13 protein-coding genes and 1 riboswitch are annotated in these 16,982 nt (G+C 35.8%); of the genes, 2 read left to right on the top strand and 11 right to left on the bottom strand.

What is annotated here, in order from left to right; translation table 11 throughout:
- Positions 1–43 precede the first annotated feature (43 nt).
- Positions 44–148: riboswitch (SAM riboswitch) on the bottom strand.
- Between the two features lie 98 nt (positions 149–246).
- On the bottom strand, positions 247–3,081 hold the full coding sequence (locus EG344_RS12380; protein ID WP_123909689.1) for an alpha-amylase family glycosyl hydrolase: 2,835 nt from the start codon (positions 3,079–3,081) through the stop codon (positions 247–249).
- 199 nt (positions 3,082–3,280) lie between these two features.
- Positions 3,281–4,309, bottom strand: coding sequence for a T9SS type A sorting domain-containing protein (locus tag EG344_RS12375; protein ID WP_123909688.1), 1,029 nt, complete (start codon positions 4,307–4,309; stop codon positions 3,281–3,283).
- Between the two features lie 143 nt (positions 4,310–4,452).
- Between EG344_RS12375 and EG344_RS12370 the strand changes: the two genes are divergently transcribed.
- Positions 4,453–5,325: a helix-turn-helix transcriptional regulator gene (locus tag EG344_RS12370; RefSeq protein WP_164464431.1), complete on the top strand. Its 873-nt coding sequence runs from the start codon at positions 4,453–4,455 to the stop codon at positions 5,323–5,325.
- Between the two features lie 93 nt (positions 5,326–5,418).
- Here EG344_RS12370 and EG344_RS12365 read toward each other — a convergent pair whose 3' ends face one another.
- On the bottom strand, positions 5,419–5,706 hold the full coding sequence (locus EG344_RS12365; RefSeq protein ID WP_185145558.1) for a hypothetical protein: 288 nt from the start codon (positions 5,704–5,706) through the stop codon (positions 5,419–5,421).
- Between the two features lie 170 nt (positions 5,707–5,876).
- Positions 5,877–7,484: a fumarate hydratase gene (locus tag EG344_RS12360; RefSeq protein WP_123909686.1), complete on the bottom strand. Its 1,608-nt coding sequence runs from the start codon at positions 7,482–7,484 to the stop codon at positions 5,877–5,879.
- 198 nt (positions 7,485–7,682) lie between these two features.
- Here EG344_RS12360 and fumC point away from each other — a divergent pair, with 198 nt between their 5' ends.
- Positions 7,683–9,077: a class II fumarate hydratase gene (gene fumC, locus EG344_RS12355; protein ID WP_123909685.1), complete on the top strand. Its 1,395-nt coding sequence runs from the start codon at positions 7,683–7,685 to the stop codon at positions 9,075–9,077.
- Between the two features lie 82 nt (positions 9,078–9,159).
- Here the strand turns inward: fumC and EG344_RS12350 are convergent, their stop codons facing one another.
- The 7 genes from EG344_RS12350 to EG344_RS12320 form a co-directional block, all read right to left on the bottom strand.
- Positions 9,160–10,197, bottom strand: a complete 1,038-nt coding sequence (locus EG344_RS12350) for a porin family protein (RefSeq protein ID WP_123909684.1) — start codon at positions 10,195–10,197, stop codon at positions 9,160–9,162.
- A 30-nt stretch (positions 10,198–10,227) separates the two neighbouring features.
- The gene (locus EG344_RS12345) at positions 10,228–10,839 is read right to left on the bottom strand and encodes a hypothetical protein (RefSeq protein WP_123909683.1); all 612 of its coding nucleotides are present in this window, start codon (positions 10,837–10,839) and stop codon (positions 10,228–10,230) included.
- Positions 10,826–11,386 (bottom strand): RNA polymerase sigma factor, encoded by a 561-nt coding sequence (locus tag EG344_RS12340; protein WP_123909682.1) that lies wholly within the window; start codon positions 11,384–11,386, stop codon positions 10,826–10,828. The genes EG344_RS12345 and EG344_RS12340 overlap by 14 nt, the downstream gene beginning before the upstream one ends.
- 126 nt (positions 11,387–11,512) lie before the next feature.
- On the bottom strand, positions 11,513–12,241 hold the full coding sequence (locus EG344_RS12335; protein WP_123909681.1) for an ABC transporter ATP-binding protein: 729 nt from the start codon (positions 12,239–12,241) through the stop codon (positions 11,513–11,515).
- A gap of 3 nt (positions 12,242–12,244) precedes the next feature.
- Positions 12,245–13,711, bottom strand: a complete 1,467-nt coding sequence (locus EG344_RS12330) for a DUF5687 family protein (protein WP_123909680.1) — start codon at positions 13,709–13,711, stop codon at positions 12,245–12,247.
- 50 nt (positions 13,712–13,761) lie between these two features.
- Positions 13,762–15,411 carry a DNA repair protein RecN gene (locus EG344_RS12325; RefSeq protein WP_123909679.1) on the bottom strand — a complete coding sequence of 550 codons (1,650 nt, stop codon included), beginning with the start codon at positions 15,409–15,411 and terminating at the stop codon, positions 13,762–13,764.
- A gap of 641 nt (positions 15,412–16,052) precedes the next feature.
- Complete coding sequence (locus tag EG344_RS12320; RefSeq protein WP_123909678.1) at positions 16,053–16,958, bottom strand: DUF4835 family protein; 906 nt, start codon at positions 16,956–16,958, stop codon at positions 16,053–16,055.
- Positions 16,959–16,982 lie beyond the last annotated feature (24 nt).

The raw sequence follows: 16,982 nt of genomic DNA, 5'->3' as shown, positions 1-16,982 counted from the left end.
ACAAGACTTCAAGAAATGGAATTCGTATAAGAAATATTGACTTCACTTATCTCCCCATCGGGTTGGAATTAGCACCTTTACACTTTTGGAATCGTGTAGGTTGCTAAGGTTTCATTGGGCCAAATCCCTCCACCTTTCTTGATAAATCTAGTGCAAAGGTAGACTAATTTTTCAAATATGCAAAAAGCGGATAATCACTACCAAGAAAAAAGGCAAATTCGCTGAATTGCCAATTTGCCTTTGTATTTATTTCACGATCATTTTTTCAATAGCCATTCCGTTTTCTGATTTCAGATGAACCAGATACATTCCCGACGGATAATTGACTCTTAGTTCATAAGTCCCATTTTCTTTATTCAACTTAAATGAATCCAACTTTTTACCACTTCTATCGAAAATCATGATTTCTCCATTTCTGGCTTTGTTAAATATTAATTTTGCAACACCATTTTTAATCGGATTATCAGCAATCTGAAGGGATAGCTTGTTTGCAGCACTCACATCAGAGGTAGATAAAGCTCCGGCATAGTTTCCAAAAATTCTGAATTCTCCAGCCTGTAAAGTGATAGGAGCTGTTGTTGAAGCGATGTTTGAAACCGTATCATCCATCAGGTTTTTCCACTGGCCAGCATAAGGAAAATAAGGAACAACATTTTGTACAGCAGTAGAATAATTTGCCAGAACGACTACGTTTTTCATTCCGTTGATTGTATTGTCATATACATAAATTCTTGTGATAAGCCCATCAGGATCATTGGCAAGATTGTTTGACTCTATGGTATAAGTCTTTGATTTGAATACCGGATTGGTATTTCTGATATCAATAATCTTTGCCCAAGTATCATAAACTGCCTTTCTGTTGGCATCAGTATCATATCCTAATGTGAAGGCTACAGGTTTTTCATCGGTTCTGCATCCATTGTTAATGCTACCATCCGTGCATCGGTTGATACTGAATTCGTAGCCCAATTCTCCAAACTGCCAGATCATCTTAGGACCGGGAATGGTAAAGAAGGTAGCTCCAAATGTTTTCATCCTTTCCAAAGCCGTATTCAAATTCTTTACACTATAACTTCCATTGATCGCTCCATAAGCGAGATTTTTAAACATCAGCCTTTCTTCATCATGACTTTCTCCATATCCCACAGCACACATATCGGTAAAACCATGAAGACTATGATTCATGCGGTCATAATTGCTATTATCTTTATACCCCATCGTATTTTGATTATAAGGCTCTGTTTGTTTATTCCAAAGCATCACTCCTTTTCCTTCTGCCACTCTGTAATTGGCCCATTGTTGTTCTTCTGCATCAGTTCCCAAATGCTCAAATATCATATAAGAATTAGGATCCAGTGCCCATTGTCTGTCTGCATAGTTCTTCATAATATCTACCCTATCCTGCTGATAAGCATTTGTACAGTTTTCATCATTTTCAGAACAGTTTTGCGTAAAGCCTTTTGTCAAATCCCAACGAAACCCATCAATACGATACTCCTTTAACCACTGCTGAAGACACCTTTCAACGTAATATTGAGTTGAAGGACTGGTATGGTTAAAATCATTAAACACATTATATGAATGTTTAGGAACCTGATTGAAATAAGGATTATTAGCTGCCACATCACCGTAACCATCACCATCCGGATCTATATTCCAGAGTCTTACCAAAGGAGAACGCCCTGTTGCATGATTAAAGGCAACATCAAGAATGACAGCAATCCCATTCTGATGACACAGATCAACAAACTCTTTGAATTTTTCAGGTGTTCCATAAGCTTTGTCTAAAGCATAATGAAAAGAGGTATTATATCCCCAGGAAAGATTTCCTTCAAATTCCATAATAGGGAGCAATTCAATGGCATTAATCTTTAGATTTTTTAAATAAGAAATTTTGTTAATTAAAGACTGCCAGTTTTTTTCCTGTGTAAAATCTCTTAACAACAATTCATATACAATAAGATCTTCTTTTGCGGGTCTTTGAAAATTAGTCACCTGCCAGTTGTAAGGAGTTTGCCCCGTTTTGAATATTGAAACCTCAAAATCCTGTCCTGCCGGAAATGCCGGAAGATTCGGATAGGTAGAAGAGGAAATCCACTGGTCATCATAAGATGATAAGATCTGAGGAGAATAAGGGTCAGCCACTTTTTTCAAATCATTAGTCCTATATTGGAACGTATACATTTGTTGTGGAGTTAATCCATTTAATTCAATCCAGTAAAGATCGGGATTAGCGGTATCTCTTTTCATCAGATAGGTATCATTCACAACCCAGTTATTAAAACTTCCGATCACGTGGACAAAGCTTTTGTGAGGAGCATACAAAGCAAGCCCAATCTTCGTTTGATCTGCCAGATCATAATTTATTCCCTGTTTGATCCAACCCGGTATGGCTTCAGAAACAACATTTCGGGGAACCTGTAAAATAAATGTTGCATTTTTTGAGCTGCTTCCCTCTGTGGCGATTACTTCCATATTCGCATCTTGAGATACCGTGTAATTATAAGAATAAGACTGAGAGGGTGTAGATGTAGAATTTATTACAACCCCATTGGCTTTAAGCTGAAAAGTAGCATTAACGTTCGTTGTTGCCGTAATATTAATTGAATTCCCTGTTGGAACTGTTGTAAGGCTGTTTGCAGTTGGATTCGTTAAATTTAAATTCAGTACCCCTACATTCACAAAAATATCAGGGGAAGTCTGATGTGATCCGGTTTTATCTTTTAATAAAAATCCAAATCTTCCGATTCCTGTTCTACCGAAAAAAGCCGTTGGCGTTAATGTTAGAGTGTATGTATCTGTTGAAACATTGTAATTAAGCTTATTCAATTCATTGGAGTTGTTCCAGCTTCCGTTGGTTGGACAATCCTGGCTGTTCTGATAATTGGTATCAAAGGACCAGGACCACATATAAATTGAATTATTAGTTACTCCCCAGGCCGATTCATCAATCTGATCACCTGGAACTGTCAGTGTAATTGCATCTGTTTCATTAAACGGATTGGGTGAAATCGTATAATTAATCTGCCCGAAAACAACCGTTGTAATGATCAACAAAACAACGAAATAGAATTTTTTCATATCTTTATTTTTATCGAATATAATATTAATTTCTTTTTTGCAGTGATGATTTTATTCTTTTTTTGATTAAACAAGGATCAACATAGCATAAAAAAGGCCCATGAAAAAAATTCCATGAGCCTTTCAATAAAAGTAATTGTAATGAACTATCGTATGTAACGGAAATCTAACAGATATATTGATTCAAATGTTAAAAAAATTAGTCTTTCATAATTTTCTTTACCACAGATTCTCCGTTCTTTAATTTTAACTGTATCATGTATAAACCAGAGGGAAGAGCATTCATGTTGATCTGATTATCTGAGAATGGGGCTATTATACTTTGCCCAACAGCATTAATGATCTTGATTCCTTCAATCAAAGAAGTACTTTTTACTGTAAGAATTCCTTTTACGGGATTTGGAAAGACCTCAACCGTTTTTTTCTTCAAATTGAGATCAGAAGTTCCAAGCTCTGACTCTATTTTCATACATCTTACTGAAGATCCTTGTCCTCGTGAAGCTCCTGCAGAAGCATTAGTAATGGTAGTTCCTATGTACAAATATTTTCCTCCAATACCAGTAGGTGTAGAACTCCAGAAGTATCCTTTTTGTCCTGCAGAAGTAATCCCTCCATTTGATGAACTACGGAAACCTCCCATAGGTAATTTTAAAACTCCTGCATATGCTTTTATGGGTGAATGAATTCCTGTAACTTCAATAGCATCTGTCCAGTCTGCCTGGGTGGGTAATCTCCAGCCATCCCCTATTGCCTTACATGGATCAATTCCCACCGACTCTGCTACTTCTGAAAAACCTGTACCAGCCCATTTATCATTGAGCCCATTAGTAGACCACCATGCAGGAGATCCTGTAATAAAGGATCCACCTTCTAGACCATTCGGAGAGTTAACAGCAGGTACAGAAGTTGTGGAAGAAGCCCGTAATTGATGTCCGTCATCCCATCTTCCCCACTGAAACAAGTCTCCATAAGATTGTTCATCATCTATAGACTCCGCAACCCTTTCACTTCCAAGATTTTGCTGAAGCCAGATCTTTCCATCTGCAGTCCTTACCGTAGTATAAGTAACTAATTGCCCCTGATATGTAAAGGTCACACATCCCAGATCTCCAGTATTATTTCCCGGATTTGTATTATTGCAGCTTTGCTGGGCACTTAATGCACTTCCTCCCATCAGCAATATTCCAATTCCCAGATTTCGTACTGCAAAATATAAATCTCTAATCATAAATATTATTTTTAATTATTCTAAATTTAATTTAATTTTGCGCAAAAGTACCTTACGTAATTAATTCCGGGTTATCATTTCCCAACTTTTAGTTATCCTATAAAGGTGCTTTACATGGTACTATGGCTGTAAAAATGTGTTGTATGGGGGATCAACAGGAAAAAGAGGTCGTTTTCAAATCGGAGCATATTGAAATTAACATGCAGAATTCATCTGCCATTGCAGGCTCTCCAAGATCATATTTGCTTGAATCCATTTCAAGTTTCAATCTTCTGTTTTTATTAAGTCCGGATATTCATCTGAAGGCTCATGATTGTGATACCCAATTCTTATTTAAGAAAAACCAGTATATCCTTCATTATTCATCACAGAAAAACAAGGCAGAATTATGGACTGACAGTGAAGAGAATCTGAAATATCTGCACATTCAACTCAATTACCAATATATTTCAAACCTTATCAATCCTGAAACCAATAAAGAAGGCGCAGAAATCCTGGAAAATATGATTCATAATAACTTCATCTTTCTTCAAAAAGCCACTCCCCCCAACATGACGGTTGAAATGCATATTATTTTAAAAGAGATTTTAGCCTATTCTAAAAAAGGAGTGATGCAGAAGCTGTTTACTGAAGCAAAGATCATCAAGCTCCTGATTCTTATTTTTGAACAGTTTAATGAAAAAAACAGTCTAGAGGTCGCTTCAAAAACTCCTGAAATGATTAAAAAATTCATTGATGAAAATTATCACCGGAATATTAAAGCTGAGGAAATCGGAAAATTGATTGGATTAAATCAAAACCTCATCAGGAAAGCGTTCAAGACGGAATATCACACTACGATCAGTCATTACATTTCTGAACTTAGAATGTTAAAGGCCAGAAAACTTATTACAGACAAAAACATTATGATTAAAGAAATTGCCATTGAGTGTGGTTATGAATATCTTCAGAATTTTACCCGAGCCTTTAAAAAGAAGTTTGGGGTATCTCCGGAACATCTGAGGAATAATAAATAGAAAAACCGCTTAAAAAAATTAAGCGGTTTATATATGTTGTTTTGCTTTGATATTACTTTTTCAGAATTCAGGTGAAAAAGCAATGACAATCAATTAATGATGATGTCCGTGATCGTGATGAAGGAAAGGTCCGTTTCCTTTAGGCTGGCTGTAAATAGTTTCTACACCTTCCTGCTCAGTAATAAGCTTTCTTCTGATATCTTCAGGATCGAAAGGCTTCACTTTTCCGAAGTACTCTTTCAAACCTTCAGTTAGCCACATTGGGATAACTAATCCGAAGAACATAAAAATACACCAGAATCCTACTAAGAACATAGTAATAAAGAATACAGTCCAAAGGAACTGGTAGAACGGCCAAAATGCTGATAAAATAGTTATCATTCTCTTAAAGATTTTAGGCAAAAATAAAGCTTTTTTCTTTTTTACACAAAAGATACCGTCTCTATTTTTTAATTTATTTTAATTCTATATAGATTTTGAGACGGTGAGAAGGGAGATTTGAGGCTCATATAAACAGCTCATATCTCCGCTCTCAAGGTCTTTTTATCTGATTAATGAGCTAGATCAGCAAAGAAATCGTTTCCTTTATCATCGGTAATGATGAATGCAGGGAAATCTTTTACTTCAATTTTTCTTACCGCTTCCATTCCTAACTCAGGGAAATCTACTACATCTACGGATACAATATTATCTTTTGCCAGAATAGCAGCAGGTCCTCCAATTGATCCAAGGTAGAAACCTCCGTATTTGTTACAAGCATTGGCAACATCCTGACTTCTGTTTCCTTTTGCCAGCATAATCATACTTCCGCCATGGCTTTGGAATTCATCTACATACACATCCATTCTCCCTGCTGTTGTAGGTCCGAAACTTCCTGAAGCCATTCCTTCCGGTGTTTTTGCAGGTCCTGCGTAATAGATTGGGTGATTTTTGAAATACTCCGGCATTGGTTTTCCGCTGTCGATGATTTCTTTGATCTTAGCATGAGCAATATCTCTTGCTACGATCAGAGTTCCGTTAAGTTTTAGTCTAGTTTTGATCGGATATTTAGAAAGCTCAGCCAGGATTTCAGGCATTGGCTTATTCAAGTTAATTTCAACAGCTTCTTCAAGGTGTGGCGGTGTAGCGGGTAAGAATCTCTTTGGATCCTGTTCCAACTGTTCAAGGAATATCCCGTCTTTTGTAATTTTTCCTTTGATATTTCTATCTGCAGAACATGAAACTCCCATTCCTACCGGGCAAGAAGCAGCGTGTCTTGGAAGTCTTATTACTCTTACGTCGTGAGTAAGATATTTTCCTCCAAACTGTGCTCCAATAGCACTTTCCTGGCAGATTTTCTGAACTTTCGCTTCCCATTCAAGGTCTCTGAATGCCTGACCGGCTTCATTTCCTTCTGTTGGAAGGTTGTCATAATATTTTGCAGAAGCTTTTTTCACAGCGGCAAGATTCGCTTCAGCTGAAGTTCCTCCAATTACCAATGCTAAGTGATAGGGTGGACAGGCTGCTGTACCAAGATCTGAAATTCTTTCCTTTACGAATTCTTCAAGAGATTTCTCGTTTAATAAAGATTTTGTCTTTTGGTAAAGAAATGTTTTGTTCGCTGAGCCACCTCCTTTTGTTAAGAATAAGAATTCATAATAATCTCCTTTTTTAGCATAGATATCAATCTGCGCCGGAAGGTTAGATCCTGAATTTTTCTCATCAAACATCGTTAAAGGAACCACCTGAGAATATCTTAAGTTTCTTTTTTGATACGTATTATAGATTCCGCGGCTTAAGAATTCACCGTCATCCACACCTGTGTATACGTTTTCTCCTTTTTTACCCATTACAATCGCTGTTCCCGTATCCTGGCAAGAAGGAAGTGCTCCTTCTGCTGCTACAGCAGCATTTTGTAATAAATTATACGCAACGAATCTGTCATTGTCAGTAGCTTCAGGATCATCAATGATTCTTTTAAGGCTTTCTAAGTGTGAAGAACGCAACATGAAAGAAACATCTGCCATAGCTTCTTCAGCCAATAATTCCAATCCCTTTGGGTCAACTGTTAAAATTTCTCTGTCGCCCAGTTTTTCAATCTTTACATAATCTGATGTAAGCTTTTTATACACCGTATCATCTTTCTGAATTGGATACGGATCCTGATATCTAAATTCCATTCAATTTTTTTGTTTGTACAAAAATACGGCTTCCAATAAAAAAATATGAGCAAAATCAGTCATTAAAATTGATATTTATAATGATTATAAATTGCGAGTTTTTGAGTTTATAAGTACCTTTATACTAATCAAATAATGAAGCCAAAAAAGATAAAAACAAGGCTTCAGGAATAAAAATACTATAAAATTTCAACCACAATGAATTACAGAATAGAAAAAGACACCATGGGAGAAGTGCAGGTACCTGCAGATAAACTTTGGGGTGCGCAGACAGAACGCTCAAGAAACAATTTCAAAATTGGTCCTGAAGGATCTATGCCTCACGAGATTATTGAGGCTTTTGCCTATTTAAAAAAGGCTGCAGCCTACACCAATGCTGATTTGGGAGCTCTTTCCTCTGAAAAAAGAGACATGATCGCTAAAGTTTGTGATGAAATCCTTGAAGGAAAACTAAATGATCAGTTTCCTCTGGTAATCTGGCAAACCGGCTCAGGAACTCAGTCAAACATGAATGTGAATGAAGTAGTGTCTAACCGTGCTCATGTGAATAATGGCGGAACTTTAGGAGAGAAATCTGAAATTCACCCAAACGATGATGTGAATAAATCCCAATCATCCAATGATACTTATCCAACGGCTATGCATATTGCAGCCTATAAAAAAGTAGTGGAAGTTACCATTCCGGCAGTTGAAAAATTAAAAAATACGCTTGCTGAAAAATCCAAAGCTTTCAAAGATGTCGTAAAAATCGGAAGAACACACTTAATGGATGCAACTCCACTTACATTGGGACAGGAGTTTTCCGGGTATGTTGCTCAATTGGAATTTGGATTAAGAGCTTTAAGAAACACACTCCCTCACCTTTCTGAACTTGCTTTGGGGGGAACCGCAGTAGGAACAGGTTTAAATACACCCGCTGGCTACGATGTAAAGGTCGCAGAATATATTGCAAAATTTACTAACCATCCGTTTATTACAGCTGAGAATAAATTTGAAGCATTAGCCGCTCATGATGCGATTGTTGAAAGCCACGGCGCTTTAAAACAACTTGCGGTTTCTTTATTCAAAATTGCTCAGGATATCAGATTACTGGCCTCCGGACCTCGTTCAGGAATTGGGGAAATCTATATTCCGGAAAACGAACCTGGATCATCCATCATGCCTGGAAAAGTGAATCCTACTCAAAATGAAGCTTTAACAATGGTTTGTGCACAGGTTCTAGGGAATGACACGACGATTTCTTTTGCAGGAACTCAGGGTAATTACGAGCTGAATGTTTTCAAACCGGTAATGGCCTATAACTTCCTTCAATCTGCACAACTTATTGCTGATGCATGTATTTCATTCAACGACCACTGTGCTGTAGGTATTGAGCCCAACCACGAGAGAATTAAAGAACTTGTAGATAAATCTCTAATGCTTGTAACGGCTTTAAATACTCATATTGGGTACGAAAATGCTGCAAAAATTGCAAAAACAGCCCACAAAAATGGAACAACTCTCAAAGAAGAGGCCGTTAACCTTGGCCTTTTAACTGCGGAACAGTTTGATGAGTGGGTAAAACCTGAAGATATGGTAGGCAGTCTGAAATAACAATTCTAATTTTCATTCATAGACTTTAAATAAAAACACTGGAGAGCTTTCTCCAGTGTTTTTTAATTGATATGAATAAGTATTATTCTATTCCAATAGAAACTCCGAAAATAAGGGCTTTATCATTTTTAAAATAATTGTCTTTAAAGAAATTACTAAAATCTTTCTTCACAAATACACTGATACTGTTATACGAAAAAGTAAGCTGGGCTCCATACACAAAAGGATTTACCTGATAATTTCCTTTGTTTCTTATCTCGCCTTCGTTTCCTTTTACAATATTATTGGTCGTCATTTTCACTCCTCCGTATACATTGGCTCCTACTTTGAACCCTCTGTAATAATTTCGGTATTGAATATCCATTCCTCCATTTTTAAGTTTTGAAAAATTATACTGCATTCCTAGCGGAACCATAATATAGCCTGTTCTCAATTTATTTTTACTCAGGTTTCCGTTATATTGCTCAAGAGCAACTCCATACTCCGGACCTTTTGTAAATAGCATATTATTATCCATTCTAATGGTCCTCCAGGAAAATCCTAATCCGGAAATTACTGCCCACGGGCTTGTTCTGCTTAGCTGATAGTTTAGTTTTAATCCAAATTCGAGATTATTAGCGTATCCTATATTCTTATCTAACTCATTATCTGGTAAATTATTGGTAAGCGTCATTACACCATAAGAAAAATATCCGGTAAGGTTTCTCGTTGGGCGAAATTTCTTTAACAGCTTTGCTTTAAGTTCTTCATTAGAGTTCACATCAGTATTTAAAAGTGAATATCTGACCTGCTTTTGGATGACCTCATCCAGATCAAATCCAAGATCTTCAATTCTTTTATCCATTTTTTCTGAATAACGATCTGCAATCTGAGCTTTTTCTCTATTAAAATCTGCAGTATCAAGATTTCTGGATTTCAATACCTCAAGCTCTTCTCCCATCATTTTTTTTTCTTCCTGAATAATTGCATTAATTTTTGTTGCATATTCTTCAACTTTCTCTTTCACAATAGGGCTTACTTCAGTATCTTTTTTAGACAAATTGATATTGAACTTCTTTTGTGCATAAAATGATGTCGAAACAAGGCACACCATTCCCATTACGATTAATTTCTTGATCATGTTATTATTTTTTTTATTATTTGGAGATAATTATTTAGTATTCAATTCTATAGTAGCCACATTGCTTCCACCTTTTGTTTTTTCAATCACATCTTTATGTTCTACTGAGAAGAGAAGTGTGGAGGGATCCACATATTTTTTCTTTTTTATCTGAACTTTTGAAGAGTCTGTCTTTGCAAGAATTGTAGGAGTCTGAATTTGAAGTATTTCAAGTTTCTTTTCAGCCATTATTTCTTTGGAGCTCAATTTACTTTCTTTCGTTATAGGTAAAGCTGCTATCTCTTCAGTTCCTTTTGGAATGGAAGTGTTTTTCAGTTCTTTCTTTGTATTGCTCTTCTCTGCAAGCTGAGCAGGCTCCTGCTCCGGCATGGTGATTACTTGTTCCACATCATGTTGCGGTGTTTTCTTTACCAATTCGGGTTGAACAGATGATGAATCTTTCAGTAAAAATAAAACCGTTCCTAAGCTGAAACTTAGCACAATACATGCAGCGACTAAAAACCAGTTTATTTTTGATCCTGTGATCGTTTTATTTTCGGATTGCAGCTCAATTTCAGACCACAAATCTCTGGAAGGGGTAATTTCCCGTTCTTCAATCTGTTTTCTGATGTGCCATTCAAAATTATCTTTAGACGTGTTCATTTTTCATTTTTTTTTGTTGTTGAAAGTAGATCTTTCTTAATTTTTCTTTTGCTCTGAACAACTGTGTTTTGCTCACTGCAAGAGAAATCTGCAAGGTATCAGCAATCTCCTGATGAGAATACCCCTCTAATACATACAGATTGAAAACCATTCTGTAAGCATCCGGCAACTGATCCAACAATTCCTGTGCATTGAAATCAAATTCAATGTTCGGTTCATGAATATCTTCCTGAAAAGACTGATTGATCTCATCGAGATAAAATACCGTTTTATGGCTTTTAATAAAATTCAGACATTCATTCACAACAATTCTCCTTGCCCAGCTTTCCAGATTTGCTTCTTCCCTGAAGCTTTCTATATGCTTAAATATTTTACAGAATGCTTTAATGAGACAATCTTCCGCCTGGTACAAGTCACTTACGTAACTTTTTGCCACACTTAGAAATCTCTTTACATTCTGTTCATAGAAAAGCTTCTGTGCAGCCGGATCCTGTTTTTTCAGAAGGCTCAACAAATCATCTTTTTTATTTCCGAACAAAAATTTCATTCTAATACTGTTTCTACTATAATGACAATCAAAATTGTAAAAGGTTACACAAAAAAAAATATTTTTTACTTTGAATTATTTGAGTGGTAAAAAAGACAGGAAATAGAGCGTTCCTGTCTTTTAAATTTATAATCCGGCCAATTCATTCGGGCCGGATACCTGATCTGAAAAATACTGTTCCAGATCTTTCAGGGTCTCAGGTGTTGTTTGGATATCTTTTACTAATTGTCCTTTGTTTACCACTACAATTCTGTTGCAAACTTCTGTAGTATGGGATAAATCATGACTGGAAATAAGAAAAGTTACACCGTCCTGTTTTGATAATTCTTTGATGAGATTTTTAAGCTTGATCTGGGTAGAGGGATCCAGGTTAGCGAATGGTTCATCCAGAATAATGATTTCAGGATTTCCAATAATGGCTCCTACAATTCCTACTTTTTTCTGATTCCCTTTCGAAAGATCCCTGATATATTTACCGGATGCAAGGATCTCACCGTTAAAAAGATCGTGAAAGGGTTTTAAAAAATCATCTACGGAAGCCTTATTCTGTCCTCTCAATTCACCGATGAAATAAAAATATTCCTCCGGAGTCAGATAACCAATAAGAAAGGAATCATCTACAAATGCGGAAACTTTGTTTTTCCAGATCTCTGATTCATTTACTTTTATTCCATCAATGCTTACAAAACCTGTACTTGCCTGAATAAGATCCAGCATCAAACTGAAAAGAGTCGTTTTCCCAGCCCCATTATTTCCTACCAGACCAAAAGTTTCACCATTAGAAATTTCAAGATGTTCAATGTTCAGAACGGTTGCCGTCCCGTATGTTTTAGATAAATTATTGATAGTAATCATAGCTTAGTCTTTATTTTTAAATGCATCTAATGTGCTGTATTTTTCTCTTTTATAATGCCTTACAATGATATCAAAGATTTTTTCCCGGAGTAAAAATCCTATCAGTCCCATTATGGCAATACTTATAACGCCTGCCGTAATTCCAAAAAGAGATTTTGCACCTGCAAATACAGCCATAGGAAGCAACATTTTAGGAATCATCAATAACATTGACTTCAGATTGAAACTATTTTTCTGTCCAAATCTTTTTTCTTTTGAATTAAGATCAATCTGGGTTTTATTAAAGGCTCCGGACCAAAGGGTAAATTGTGAATTCACTCCAATATTATAAAGTCCGGCAGCAAAAAAAGTAACATAAATTTCCCATCCAAAATAAGTATAGACAGCGGCTATAATAATTGAAACTCCAGTCACAATATTCATCAGCCACCACTTGGCTTTTAAATATTCTTTGTAAGGGACATTCAGGGTCATCATCAAAGGGTAATAAGAGCTGTCAAACGCAGGAACCCTTTGCCCAAACAGAAACTGAAAACCACCGGTTACAAAAAGTCCCATAAACATAGTCATTGCCGGAGTTTTATAAGCTTTAGAAGTATACATCAACAATCCATAGAAAAGAAACATAAAACTTCCCAAAAGAATCCCTTTGGCTACTTTATTACGCTTCAACATTTTAATATCGTTATTGATGAACGTTCCTATGACCCCATATTTATTCAGAAATGCAATATTCTCTGTTTTCCCTACTGACTTTTTAGCCTCAAGACCCTGATCCAGATAAAATTCTTTACGGATATACCTAAAACAGAAGATCCAAAATAGGGCAAACAAAGCAATAGGAATCAGTGAAAGATATGGGTTTTCATAAAGACTATGGAAGGCCATTTCTGAATAAGAAAGTACCGGGATAATATTATAATAACCTAACGCGCCTACTATCGCAAATACTATCGCCACAGCAATCGCAATCTTTTCTGTACTGTTCAGAAAAATATTGATAAAACTATTCAGGTAAAATAATGATGAAATACCAATCAGCCACGACAAAACTCCCACGACACTATAGCCGTGAAATAATGCAATTCCAGAAAATGTAATAAAAAAGAGAGAGTTCAGCCAACTGAAGGCCGAAAAAAAGGTTTTTACTAAAAGATAATTGACCAGGGTTCTCTTTTTAATATTCAAAGTAAGAAAGGGCTTAATATTCTGCGTTGGAATTTCCTGCCAGAGATATTTAATGGCTAAATCTACCACCCAGCCTATAAGTAAGAATTTGGAAACAATCTTTAAAGGATCCTGATGCATTTCTTCCTGTACATACATAAAGACCAGAAAGGCCCCACCAGTAAGACAGCCCATGAAATAAAGAATCGCAATGAATCTTAAAATCTTCATGGTAAGATTGATCCCTAAAGATGTACCACGGAAGAAGCTTTTAATTTCCAGCTTAAGGAACTTTAGAAACATAGTTGAGTTTTTTACATTAGTAACTATAAGGTAAAAAACGTTACAGCCTCTTAGCCAATAAGTTCTTTAGCCTGAGCAAGAGCTGCTTCGGTAATCTTACTCCCTGAAAGCAATTGTGCAATTTCATTCAGTTTTTCACCATCACTCAATGGAATGATGGTAGATTGAGTTTTCCCGGCAATATCCTGCTTTACCACTTTATAATTATCATTTCCTTTGGCTGCAACCTGTGCAAGGTGGGAAATAACAATCAGCTGCATATCTTCAGACATTTCACGCATAAGATTTCCGATTTCTTCGGCTACTTTTCCTGAAACTCCGGTATCAATTTCGTCTAAAATCAATGTTGGTAATTCATCACTTTCTGCAATGATCTTTTTTACCGCCAACATCACTCTTGATCTTTCCCCACCAGAAATGGCTGTCTGGATTGGCTTTAAAGGAAATCCTGAATTGGCCTGGAATAAAAGCTGGATATTTTCTTTTCCAAATAGATTAAACTCTTCAGCATCCTGCAATTCTATATCTACTCTCGCTTTTTCAAGACCTAGCTTTTTAAGAAGTCCCTCTGCTTTTTTAATGAAAACAGGAACATTCTTTTTTCTGTTTTTGGAAAGTTTTTCAGCCAGAATCTGAAGTGTTTTTTCTTTTTCAGCAATGTTTTCTTCAGTTTCAATAATTTGTGCTTCCAGCTCTGAAGCTCCTTTCTGATCTCCTGCAAGTTCATTTCTGATCTCAATCAGCTCAGTAAGGCCTGAAACATTATGTTTAAGGAATAAAGCATTGATTTTGTTATTCAACTCGGTAAGAACGATAAGATTTTCCGGATCGATCTCCAGTTTCTCTGATTCATGTTCCAACTCGGAAATAATGTCTTTTAACTCTACAAATGAGATTTCAAGTCTTTGATCCAATTCAGCAAAACTGGTTGAAATACCCGCAATTCTGGAAAGCTTAGCTTTGGCTTCATTAAAGAATGAAAGAATTCCAATTTCTTCCTGATGAAACCTTGACAGAATCTGACCAACATTTTCAGAGATCATTCCTGCATTTTCCTGAACAGCTAACTGGTTTTGAATATCTTCGTAATCTACATCATCCAGTTTTAATTCTTCAAGTTCGTTAAGCAGAAAATCTTTATAATCACTTTCTTTATTGGCTTCTGAAAGTTGTGTTTTCAGTTTTTTCAGGAATGTTTTCAAATTCTGAAACGCTGAAAACTCCTGCTGATAATCATCAATGATCTTTTTATTTTCAGAAAGTCCATCAATGATTTTAAACTGATATTCTGAGGTAAAAAGATTGGAAGTTTCAAATTGAGAATGAATATCAATTAATTGAGAAGAAAGTTCTTTCAATATATCCAGTGTTACCGGAACATCATTGATAAATGCCCTTGACTTTCCGGATGGTAATATTTCTCTTCTGATGATGGTTTGCAATTCATAATCAAGATCGTTTTCAATAAAGAATTTCTTGAATTGATTATTTAAAGCAAACTCAGTTTCTACAACACTTTTTTCTTCTGCTTTTGAGATTGATTTTACATCTGCCCTTTCTCCGAGAATAAGGCGCAATGCACCCAAAATAATGGATTTCCCAGCTCCTGTTTCTCCGGTAATTACCTGAAGACCGTTATTCAATGATACTTCAAGGGTATCAATCAGGGCAAAATTCTTAATGTAAATTCTTGAAAGCATGGATAAACGACGAGTTACTTTAAATGCAAATATAGAACTTTAGAAGTCAGTATTCAATATCTGAGAATGGCAATCCTGTGAAATTTTTAAATCTCCATATTGAAACGGGGAAAACTTACCATTAGACCAGTTTCAAAAATCAAGATACTGAAATAACAACCCAACATGCCTTAATAAACATATTAAAAAAAGTAATCCTTAAAGCGATCTGAGGCTTTTGAGGATTACTTTTAAAAATTACAGCCGGCTACAAATACAATTCCTGTTTTTATATGGCTTTTATCTTTATACGATTGAGATCAATTCATATATATCTCAATACAGTATTTTAAACCATGCAAGTACAATCTCTGTTAGGAGGATAGTATCCTATACATGTTCTTACACCGTCTTGAGTTGCCCACAAGCAGCAGCCACTGCATCCGTAAGAGATTGGACCACTTCCTAAAATGTTTTTTTGCTGATCTCTGGTTAACTTTTGTGATTTGATTTTTGATTTCATAATATTAAGATTTGGTAATAATTAAGTATTATAATAACAAATATAGAAAATAATATCAAACACCAATGAAAAATTCAAAATGCTTACCCCAAAAACAATGGAACCATTTCATGCATTCACCTCTCATATAAGCAAGATGCTAAACCTTCCACTTATTCCACTTATTATCAATGTTTTTAGGAGAAAGAATAATCATAGTCTGCTTCAGATCATTAAGGATAAGTCCGCCATTATTACCGGAATTGAAAACATTGAAGATTTCATCACTCTTTGTATCCATGAAAAGATTGAAGAAAAACCCTTGTTGGAAAGTATTCTCATACATCTTAAGCTGCATAAGGGCATCAAAAATCACTTTTTTACCTGGAGTCTGATCCTGATTAAAAAGGTTATCCATCCCGGATCTGTGATAAGTATACATGGTAGATCTCAACTGGCTCCAGTTGGGATTCATAATTTCATTGATTAATATGGTACGGCTTCTCGGTTCGTTGATTGTATTCCAGCCGTCATAGTTTCTGTTTTGAGAATTTTGAGCAATCTGCTGAGCTTTTGAAAACCATTGAGTTCCCCCCATAGACTGGAAACTGTCTGCATCATAACCCAAAATAAGGTAAATATAGAAACTGATTACATCAGTAAGGTTCTTTCCGGAAAACTGTCTTTCATTGAAAATAAGGTTTTCGTTCTCAATATATTCAAAACTAAAGCGCTGATCTTGAAGATTCAGTAAAGGAGACTCATATGTGGTATTATAAACCGGACGCACTGCCTGTACAACGATAGACCCTTTGAATTTGTTGACATCTCTTTCAGCAACGACAATCGAAAACCCACACTTGATTTTTTCAAAATTCTGTAACTTCTTTCCCGTCCAGCTGGTATTATTGATAAAATCCCTAAGACTTTTCTCCAAAGCTTTAAAGGCCTGCTGGTTACTTCCTCCTATTTGTTGGGAGTTCACCTGAACAGTTGCCAACAACTCCTGGGAAAAACCAAGATTACAGATAAATAACAGAAAAAATAAACTTATAATTTTTTTCATATGGAGATGCTTATTGTTTTTTTT

This window comes from Chryseobacterium sp. G0162 (genome assembly GCF_003815715.1).
Taxonomy (GTDB): domain Bacteria; phylum Bacteroidota; class Bacteroidia; order Flavobacteriales; family Weeksellaceae; genus Chryseobacterium.
Note: the sequence above shows the minus strand (reverse complement) of the source record. Positions and strands in the feature narration are given on the sequence as shown.

Coding starts and splice junctions, on each gene's coding strand:
- EG344_RS12345 (WP_123909683.1), bottom strand. CDS start 10,839: ATGAACACGTCTAAAGATAATTTTGAATGGCACATCAGAAAACAGATT.
- EG344_RS12350 (WP_123909684.1), bottom strand. CDS start 10,197: ATGATCAAGAAATTAATCGTAATGGGAATGGTGTGCCTTGTTTCGACA.
- EG344_RS12340 (WP_123909682.1), bottom strand. CDS start 11,386: ATGAAATTTTTGTTCGGAAATAAAAAAGATGATTTGTTGAGCCTTCTG.
- EG344_RS12380 (WP_123909689.1), bottom strand. CDS start 3,081: ATGAAAAAATTCTATTTCGTTGTTTTGTTGATCATTACAACGGTTGTT.
- fumC (WP_123909685.1), top strand. CDS start 7,683: ATGAATTACAGAATAGAAAAAGACACCATGGGAGAAGTGCAGGTACCT.
- EG344_RS12370 (WP_164464431.1), top strand. CDS start 4,453: ATGGGGGATCAACAGGAAAAAGAGGTCGTTTTCAAATCGGAGCATATT.
- EG344_RS12365 (WP_185145558.1), bottom strand. CDS start 5,706: ATGATAACTATTTTATCAGCATTTTGGCCGTTCTACCAGTTCCTTTGG.
- EG344_RS12320 (WP_123909678.1), bottom strand. CDS start 16,958: ATGAAAAAAATTATAAGTTTATTTTTTCTGTTATTTATCTGTAATCTT.
- EG344_RS12330 (WP_123909680.1), bottom strand. CDS start 13,711: ATGTTTCTAAAGTTCCTTAAGCTGGAAATTAAAAGCTTCTTCCGTGGT.
- EG344_RS12325 (WP_123909679.1), bottom strand. CDS start 15,411: ATGCTTTCAAGAATTTACATTAAGAATTTTGCCCTGATTGATACCCTT.
- EG344_RS12360 (WP_123909686.1), bottom strand. CDS start 7,484: ATGGAATTTAGATATCAGGATCCGTATCCAATTCAGAAAGATGATACG.
- EG344_RS12375 (WP_123909688.1), bottom strand. CDS start 4,309: ATGATTAGAGATTTATATTTTGCAGTACGAAATCTGGGAATTGGAATA.
- EG344_RS12335 (WP_123909681.1), bottom strand. CDS start 12,241: ATGATTACTATCAATAATTTATCTAAAACATACGGGACGGCAACCGTT.